General features: G+C 58.2%; 5 protein-coding genes and 1 pseudogene. 1 reads left to right on the forward strand and 5 read right to left on the reverse strand.

Annotation, left to right across the window (positions count from 1 at the left end; translation table 11 throughout):
- Positions 1–61: 61 nt before the first annotated feature.
- Positions 62–2,500 carry a DUF1217 domain-containing protein gene (locus tag T18_RS06170; protein ID WP_038492691.1) on the reverse strand — a complete coding sequence of 813 codons (2,439 nt, stop codon included), beginning with the start codon at positions 2,498–2,500 and terminating at the stop codon, positions 62–64.
- Positions 2,501–2,866: 366 nt separating this feature from the next.
- On the opposite strand from T18_RS06170, the gene T18_RS06175 reads away from it, so the two are divergent.
- Positions 2,867–3,433: a DUF6101 family protein gene (locus tag T18_RS06175; protein ID WP_003515202.1), complete on the forward strand. Its 567-nt coding sequence runs from the start codon at positions 2,867–2,869 to the stop codon at positions 3,431–3,433.
- Positions 3,434–3,510: 77 nt separating this feature from the next.
- Here T18_RS06175 and ubiA read toward each other — a convergent pair whose 3' ends face one another.
- From ubiA to T18_RS06195, 4 genes and pseudogenes are all read right to left on the reverse strand, one after another.
- Positions 3,511–4,464 carry a 4-hydroxybenzoate octaprenyltransferase gene (ubiA, locus tag T18_RS06180; protein WP_003515201.1) on the reverse strand — a complete coding sequence of 318 codons (954 nt, stop codon included), beginning with the start codon at positions 4,462–4,464 and terminating at the stop codon, positions 3,511–3,513.
- A gap of 120 nt (positions 4,465–4,584) precedes the next feature.
- The gene (locus tag T18_RS06185) at positions 4,585–5,385 is read right to left on the reverse strand and encodes a MipA/OmpV family protein (RefSeq protein ID WP_003515199.1); all 801 of its coding nucleotides are present in this window, start codon (positions 5,383–5,385) and stop codon (positions 4,585–4,587) included.
- 233 nt (positions 5,386–5,618) lie between these two features.
- Positions 5,619–6,875, reverse strand: a complete 1,257-nt coding sequence (locus T18_RS06190) for an SAM-dependent methyltransferase (protein ID WP_038489921.1) — start codon at positions 6,873–6,875, stop codon at positions 5,619–5,621.
- Between the two features lie 292 nt (positions 6,876–7,167).
- A pseudogene (locus T18_RS06195) lies at positions 7,168–8,948 on the reverse strand (Tex family protein); the annotation flags it as partial.

Genomic DNA, 8,948 nt, shown 5'->3' on the forward strand with positions numbered 1-8,948 from the left:
CGTGTGAGACGCCTTAACCGGGTAAGCTAGGCTTTTCCATCGTCCGTCTTCGCGTTCAAGCCTACCGTGCACGCAGCGATGCGACAGCCAGCAGCGTGTCGCCGCTGATGCCCACCGAGCCGCTGCCGTTGAACAGCATCATGATCGGGTTGGTGGTGTTCTGCTTGTCGTCGTACATGATGGTAAAACGGGCGATCAGCTTCTTGACCTTATCGGGGTCCTGAAAGTCCTCGATGTCGAAATATTTCTTCATCATCGCCACCTGCGTATCGACCCCGGCATTGCCGAGTTCATCGGGAATGCCAAAGGTGGTCGTGATGAAGTTCTGGATCGCGGTGTCGGCAAGAATGGAGTAATAGGACGTTGTTCCCGCCGCCATTCGCTTGAAATAGAGCGCCAGACGCACGCCCGCATTTTCTTCACCTGCCTGCGTCTCCAGCGTCTGCGTCAGATAATTGTCCAGCGTCTCGTAGAGGCCGCGACGAGTCTGGATGGAGCTTCGATCCTCGCGCAGTATATTACCGTCCGTGTCGAAATTGAACGCGGTGACGAGACGGCGAAAAGCCGGGTCCATCTCCTTGTTGAGATAGCTGTCCTTGTCATCCAGATTGGACGTGAACATTTTTTGCAGCTGGTCCTTGGTGACCTTCGTCGGGTCGATGCCAAGCGATTCCATCGCGAATTTCGTCAGGCGATCATTCCCCAGAAAATCCTTGAGCGTCTTGACCTTCTGTAGCTCCGAACGGAAAAATTCCGCCTCCTTCTTGGCGGCTTCCTTTTCCTGGTCTGTTCCGAAGGCTGATTTCTTCTTGATGTAGTCGACCGACATGCTCTGAATTTCAAGTTCGGACTGCGCAAGAACCGGAGAGCCTGGCGATCCGTCAGACTTGAAGTTGAAGAGTTCCGCGAGTTTGACGTAACGGTCGTCTTTCAGCGCATAAACGTAGCTCTTCTTGTCCAGCAGGTCGCTGGTCAAGGCTCTACGAACGTCCGCAATATTCACCTTCGTCGGATCGAGGCCGACCGCCTTGAGCGCATAGGTGTAAACCGCGCTGCTTTCCAGGAAGTCCGCAACGGATTTGACGTTGGCAATATCGCTCTTGAACAGCTTCAAAGCGTTTTCGTCAGCGGCTTCGTCCTTGTCGTTATAATGGTTCATGTACCCGTTGGTCGTGGTAACGGTCTGGGTCGTCGTCTGTGGTGCCGTACCGTCCGGCAGCGTTCCATCCGCCTTGAAATTGAACGCTTCACGCAATGCGATGTAACGTTTGTCGCCATTGCCGAACTTGGCGATATAGTTGTTGGGATCGCTGAGATCGCTGGTCAAAATGTTCTCGATCGTCGCATTGACTATGGTCAAGTCATTCAGGTCGAATGCGACCTTGATGTAATTCACCAGACGCGGGTCTGCCATTAACTCATCGACGGTCTTGATCGAACCGATCTTCGATTCGAAATAATCCCTGTTCAAGGTGGCAACGGTCGGGGTCACACGCGGGGCACTGCCGACATAGGCCTGGGTCAGGATCTTGACGTTGTCGGCCGTCTGCGCCTGACCGGCCGCAACGGTACCGTCATTGGCAAATTCGAAAGCCTGGGCCATCTGCGCCATCGTATTATATTGCGAGACGGTATTCGAGAGCTGGGTCTGCTCCGCCGTGATGGAGGCAAGGGTCGCCGCCCACTGGTCCTTCGGCGGCAGCACGGCTTCAAGCTGGGTGAGCTGATCCTGCCGGGTGGTTTTCTCTGTTTCAAGGGCGGTTCGCTGTTCGGCGGTCAGCGTGGTATCAGCCAGCGCGGTATCGATGGCCTTTATCCGATCCGTCACATCCCCATGCAACTCGATATTGCCCTTGGTCGTAAGCTTTTCCACGGCAGCGGAATAGGCCGCGCCGAACTTCTGGTTCAGATAGCTGTTCGGGTCATCGATATCGCTCGTCATCAATCCTTTGATGTGGGAATAGCTGTAGGTCTTCTCATCAATGCTGAAGACCTCGAAGATGTAGGCGCGGGTTCTATCGTTCTGAAGCAGCTGGGCGACGTTCGTGACCGTTCCGATGATCGCCTTATAATAACGGGTTTCTTCGGACAGGCTGTCATCGAGGTTGGTGATCGAGGTGTCGTAAAGCCCGATCATCTTGTCGAGCTGCGCCTCCGTCTGCACCGTGGTGGTGGACTGCGTGAAGTTGAAGGATGCGGCAAATTCGCGATAACGTTCATCGGTCAGCTTGTTGGCAAAGCTGTTCTGGTCGTTCAGGTCGCTTTCCAGCACCTTCTTCATGAAGGCCTTGGCATAGGTCATCTCGCCGAGACCGAAGGCATCCATGGCATAGGAATAGAGCTGGTAGTTATTGAGGAACTCGTCGACGCTTTTTACATTGCCGATGTTTTCCTTGTAATATTTCGTCTGCCGCTCGACGATCCCCTGCTGCGACACGCGTGAAATGCTTGCCTTCATATCGCGGTTGATGAGGTCGTAGCTCAGAAAAGTCGATACCATGCGAATGCCCCCTGGAGCACCGCGCATCACGCTGGATACGGCCGGCCCCGGTTTTGAATTCGCCCACCGCACCTCCATCCGGACGCACGGCAGGCCTTGGCGCGACTGTGCATGACGCGCCTTGCCCGGAGCTTGAAAGAGCACAGTTTCGGGACTGAGAAAAATCGCATTGTCTCAATCGGCTTTACCTCAGCGAAACCATGCCACGGTGGGTTTTGCTAACCATTTGGGAATGCAAAGTTTTCTTAACCGCGATTTTTAAGCAGTCTCGAACATGCGGCGGATATTCTCCTGACATCAGAGGACGAAAAGTCCCGATGAGAAGACCGGAAACCGGCTCTCAGGTAAAACAAGGGTAGAATAAACATGACCAAGACCGTTCTGAAGCCCGACTGGGCCGTCGCCACACTCAGACTCGACCCGGCACGTTTTCCGCAACAGGTCACCTATGGCAGGGGCAATGGCGCAACCGATGTTGCCGTCACGCTCGATGAACGGGGCGCCGTTCTGCGAAAGGTCCTGTCCTCTTCCGGCCTGCCTTTGTCCTTCGCCCTGCCAGCCCGCGCTTTCAAGGGCGTTGCCGCCCGCGCCATCGACCATGGTGATGGACAGGTGACGGTGACGCTGGAGCTTCACCACGACGATCCGGAACTTTGCGTTCCACTTCTCGTCGCCCATGATCTTTGCGATATCGCCGCCGACTGGCGCAGCTGGTCGGAAGCCTACCGCATTCCGATGCTGATGGTGGAGGCCGATGGCGTCGCCCGTCCGCTGGAAGAACATCTCGGCAAGGTGCGCACCAAGAACAGCCGCCCCCGTCGCCGGCACTCCTATTTCGCGGATCGTCGCCCGCGCTTCCTCGTGCGCCGCTCCACCGGTTCTCTCGGCATGAGCATGAAGATCGAGGGCAAGGAAATCATCGCTCGCAGCTGATAATCTTCAGACAAAACAATAAAAAGCCCGGCGCGGATATCGCGGCCGGGCTTTTTTGCATCTACCTTTCAACAACCTCACGCCAACAGAAGCGGCAGAATGAGACCGGCGAAAATCAGCACGCCGACGCGGTTGTTGGATTTAAACAGCACAAGGCATTGCGCCACGTCGTCGATATCGAGCACCCAGACCTGCCGGAAAAGCATGATGGCGGCGGCGGCAAGGCCGCTATAGGCGATCAGGTTAACGCCCGCTCCCCAGAAGGACAGGGCGATCATGACAAGGGCTGTGCCATAAAGAAAAACCAGCCAGCGATGTGTGTTGTCTCCAAACAGCAGCGCAGTTGAACCGATGCCCACAGCCGTGTCGTCTTCCTTGTCCTGATGGGCGTAGATTGTATCATAACCGATCGTCCAGGCGATGGAGCCGACATAAAGCAGGACAGCCGGCCAGGCGATGGACCCGAACTGCCCGGCCCAGCCCATCAGCGCACCCCAGGAAAAGGCAAGGCCGAGAAAAAATTGCGGCCAGTTGGTGAAGCGCTTGGCGAAGGGATAGATTGCCACGAAGACCAGCGAGAATATGCCGGTGGCAATCGCAAATCCGTTGAACTGCAACAGCACCACGAGTCCGGCGAGCGCCTGCAACACGATGAAGACCTTCGCCTGCGCCCTGCTCACGCGACCAGATGGCAGCGGCCGCGAGCGCGTGCGCGCAACGGCCATGTCGATCTTGTGGTCCGCAAGATCGTTATAGGTGCAGCCCGCGCCGCGCATCGCCACCGATCCGATGAAAAACAGCGCCAGATGCCAGATCAGCGTGCCCCAGGAAAAACCGCCGCTTGCTACCGCGGCATTGGCCGCGAGTGCTGCGGACCAGAAACACGGCCACATCAGCAATTGCCAGCCGATGGGGCGGTCCCATCTTGCCAGCTGCGCATAGGGCCAGAGGGGTCTCGGCAAAATCCGATAGACCCAGTTGTTGGATGGTGCGTCGGAGACGCGGTCTGACAAATCGCTGTGGTGAACCATGGGGATGGTTCTACAGCATCGGCAGGCGAATCGGAATCGATTTCAGCACTTGGCCGCAGACACAAAAAAGCCCCGCAACGCTTTCGCGGCGGGGCTTGGGGTGGGCATATTCGCCTCGCCTCAGGGCAGCGTGAAGCCGAATTTGTAGCTTGCCTGGACGCCGACGACGAACTGGTTCTTGGAGCCGCGCTCACGCACCAACGAGCTGTCGGCGGCATCGCCCGTCAGGCGGCGATATTCGGCGAAGGAACCAACTTCAGCGGCTTCCGTGACCTTCCAGGTGATGGCGGCGCCGACGCCGGCGGAATGCAGGCCGCCGCCGGGGCTGTAGGGCGATGGCGCGCCGGCTGCTGTCTGCGCGGCGCTTACGCCGTAATAGCGTTCATTGTATTTGCTGCTGACCCATGTGGCGCGCGGACCGGCGGAAATCTGGATACCGGGGGCGATATCGGTGAAGACGTCGGCCGAGAGGTCGGCGACCACGCCGCTATGGCTGCGGATGCCCTGACGGGCTTCGCCGCGAATACGCAGCCAGTCGGTGGGATAAGCCTCGGCGAAACCGCCAAGCTCGCCGCCGCGCTTGATGCGGGTCATGCCTTTCAGATCGGCCGAATCCTTCTGGTCACGCGGAGACACCAGCTTTCCCGCAAGACCCATGCTGATCGGGCCATTGTCCAGCAGCGAGATCGAGGCGCTGTCGTTGCGCGAGGTGAAACGCGCGCCCTGACCCTGACGGCCGAGAGAAATGATGGGCGAAAAGCCGAATTCGTTCTTGTTGTCGCCCTGATATTTCGGCGCAGAAAAACCCGAACCGCCGAGCTTCAAATACCAGTCGCCGGAAAACCAGCCATCGGCATGGGCGTTACCGACGGCAAAAAGCGATAAAACACAAGCGGCGACGGCCGCTGATGGCTTGAACATGAAAATAACCCCAGGAAACGCAATACAAACAGGTAAGCGTAGAATTAGAGGGATTCCGTTTCCATTCCATTAACCAGCGCGAGAAGGCGGCGATTAGCTCTTCCGTCATTCCGGCCCTGAGCCGGAATTCAGCAGTCGCGCGTCTGCGCGGCAGGAAGCCTTCTTTCAGCCCGAGGACTTGGGCTGACTGGAGGCCGGATCAGGTCCGGCATACGGCGGAGAAGGCGCAAGCCTTAGAACATAACCTTCTCAAGCGGCGGCCGCGTCTTTTCGAACTCCACCAGCTTTTCCTCGTTGCGGGCAATGTAATCGCGATTATGCGGAACGGCGTCGCGATCCTTGGCGAGCTGGATCTGGAAAATATGAAAATTTTCGTGGGTAAAGGCCATTTCGGACCCCGCCAGATAAAATTCCCACATGCGGAAGAAACGTTCGTCATAAAGTGCTACCGCCTCTGCCTTGCGCGCCACGAAACGTTCGCGCCAGTGCCGCAGCGTATGCGCATAATGCATGGGCAGGATTTCGATATCCTTCACCAGCAGCCCAGACTTCTGGATGGCCGGCAGCACCTCGGCAAGCGAGGGGATGTAACCACCGGGGAAAATATATTTTTCGATGAAGGGATTGGTCGCCAGTGCCGGACTGGGCTGGCCGATGGAATGCAGCACCATTACGCCCTTGTCGTCCAGAACCTCCGCCACCTTGTCGAAATAATCGCGGTAATGGGTCGGCCCGACATGTTCGAACATGCCGACCGAGACGATACGGTCGAATTTCTTCGAGGCAGGCAGGTAACGGTAGTCCTGCAATTCGAAACGAACATTGCCGGCAAGCCCACGTTTTGCTGCACGGTCGCGGGAAACGCGCAGTTGCTCCTCGCTGAGCGTGATGCCGGTCACATCGGCACCTGCACTTTCGGCAATATACATCGCCATGCCGCCCCAGCCGGATCCGATCTCCAGTACGCTCTGGCCCGGCTCCGTCATCAGCTTGGCGGCGATGTGCCGCTTCTTGGCGACCTGCGCCTCATAAAGGCTGATGCCCGGCGGATTGAAATAGGCGCAGGAATATTGCCAGTCCTCATCAAGGAAGATGTCGAACAGCTTGGCGCTCAGATCATAGTGATGGGCGACGTTGCTCTTGTTGTGGTTTACCGGCAGATGCATCCTGATGCGGGCGGCGATGATGCGGGCCATACCACGCCACACCATGCCGAAGGACAGCGCCTCGCTTAGCGTGTTGCTTTTAACCAGCGCCAGAAAGTCGTAGATGTCGCCCTCGACGACCTGCATACGGCCTTCCATATAAATTTCGGCGAGTTTCAGCGCAGGATCGGCAGCGATCTCCTGCATGGCAGCTTCGTCGGTGAAATTCAGAACCACCCTTGTTCCGGTACCGTTACCAAATGTACGGCTACCACCCGGGCTATTGACGACAAGATTACCGTTCTTGATTATCTTTTCGAGAAGAACATGCAGAGACGACGCCATGGCACCCCCAATTGCTAAGTCTCACTTATCAATTTTTCTGACCGTATTCCTTTCGGCACAAGTTTCAAGATAGTCTTATTTCAAAAAAATTGAACGATTTCATCAAGCAAAAAGCCCCACCGGGGTTTCCGGCAGGGCTTTTCCATAGAAATTATTTCAACCGGAGGTCAGCGTCGCTTCATCGCTTCGGCCATAGCCGCAGCAAGAGCACCACCGGATTGCGACCCTTCGTTGTGTCCCTGCGGTTTGGAATTCGCGTGGCGCATGGCGCCCGCATTGCCCTTTTCGCGCATTGGCTGGGGTGCCGCCTCGCCGCCGTCCTTGCGCATGGTGAGGGCAATACGCTTGCGCTTCACATCCACTTCCACGACACGGACCTTGACGACATCACCCGCTTTCACGACCTCATGCGGGTCTTTCACGAAACGGTCGGCCAGCTGCGAGACATGCACGAGCCCGTCCTGATGCACACCGATATCCACGAAAGCGCCGAAGGCGGCGACATTGGTGACGGTACCTTCCAGCAACATGCCCGGTTTCAGATCGGTGATCTCGTCCACGCCGTCAGCAAAGGTCGCCGTCTTGAAGCTTGGGCGCGGGTCTCGGCCGGGCTTTTCCAGTTCGGCGATGATGTCCTTGACGGTGGGCAGGCCGAATTGCTCGTCGATGAAGCGCTTCGGATCAAGCCCCTTCAGCGTGGCGCTGTCACCCATCAGCGTGCGCAGGTCGCGACCGCAGGCGGCAACGATCTTTTTCGCAACGCCATAGGCTTCGGGGTGCACGGAGGACGAATCCAGCGGTTCCTTGCCGTTGGGAATACGCAGAAAGCCGGCGCATTGCTCGAAGGTGCGCTGGCCAAGGCGCGGCACCTTCAACAGCTCCTTGCGGCTGGCAAAGGGCCCGGTCTGGTCGCGGTGTGCGACGATGGCATCGGCAATCGAAGCACCGAGGCCGGAAACCCGCGCCAGAAGCGGCGAGGAGGCGGTATTGAGATCGACACCGACGGCATTCACCGCATCTTCCACGACCGCGTCGAGTGAACGGCTGAGACGGCCCTGATCGACATCGTGCTGATACTGCCCGACGCCGATGGATTTCGGCTCGATCTTCACCAGTTCGGCCAGCGGGTCCTGAAGGCGGCGGGCGATGGACACCGCGCCACGCAGGGACACGTCGAGATTGGGGAATTCCGCCGCCGCCCGTTCCGACGCGGAATAGACCGATGCGCCCGCCTCCGAAACGATGACCTTGGTGGGCTTTGCGCCGGAAGCCGAAGCCGGCATCTGTGTCAGCAGATCGGCGACCAGCTTTTCCGTCTCACGGCTGCCCGTGCCGTTGCCGATGGCGATCAGCTCGACATTGTGCTTGCGGATGAGCATGGCGAGTTCCGCCTGCGCGCCGCGCACGTCGTTCCTCGGCTGGAAGGGATAGACCGTCGTGGTGTCGAGCAGCTTGCCGGTGCCATCCACCACGGCCACCTTGACGCCGGTGCGGATGCCCGGATCGAGCCCCATGGTGGCGCGTGAGCCCGCCGGTGCGGCCAGCAGTAAATCCTTGAGATTGCGGGCGAAAACATTGATCGCCTCTTCTTCCGCACGTTCGCGCAATTCGCGCATGAGATCGAGCGAAAGCGACATGGAGAGCTTCACACGCCAGGTCCAGCCTGCCACTTCCATCAACCATTGATCGGCGGGGCCGGCATTGCGGATATCGAAGGCGGCCGCGACGGTACGCTGCGCGGGTTTGACCGGAGAGGGATCATCCGCATCGACATCGATGGTCAGCGTCAGAATCTCCTCGTTCCAGCCGCGCAGCATGGCCAGCGCGCGGTGTCCCGGCACTGTCGCCCAGCGCTCGAAATGATCGAAATAATCGGAGAATTTTTCGCCTGCCGCCTGCTTGCCGTCGACCACCTTGGCGCGGAAAATGGCGTTCTGGCGCATATAGTCGCGCAGGCGTCCAAGAAGATCGGCGTTTTCCGTCATGGTTTCCGCCACGATGTCACGCGCGCCTTCAAGCGCTGCCTTCACATCCGCCACCTCGCCCTGCACATAGGCCTCGCCAAGCTTTGCC

The sequence above is a fragment of the Rhizobium sp. TBD182 genome (assembly GCF_001950375.1).
Lineage (GTDB): Bacteria > Pseudomonadota > Alphaproteobacteria > Rhizobiales > Rhizobiaceae > Agrobacterium > Agrobacterium tumefaciens.

Excerpts from the sequence above, each read along its gene's own strand:
- T18_RS06170 (WP_038492691.1), bottom strand. The coding sequence starts at position 2,500 with ATGGTATCGACTTTTCTGAGCTACGACCTCATCAACCGCGATATGAAG.
- T18_RS06185 (WP_003515199.1), bottom strand. The coding sequence starts at position 5,385 with ATGTTCAAGCCATCAGCGGCCGTCGCCGCTTGTGTTTTATCGCTTTTT.
- ubiA (WP_003515201.1), bottom strand. The coding sequence starts at position 4,464 with ATGGTTCACCACAGCGATTTGTCAGACCGCGTCTCCGACGCACCATCC.
- T18_RS06190 (WP_038489921.1), bottom strand. The coding sequence starts at position 6,875 with ATGGCGTCGTCTCTGCATGTTCTTCTCGAAAAGATAATCAAGAACGGT.
- T18_RS06175 (WP_003515202.1), top strand. The coding sequence starts at position 2,867 with ATGACCAAGACCGTTCTGAAGCCCGACTGGGCCGTCGCCACACTCAGA.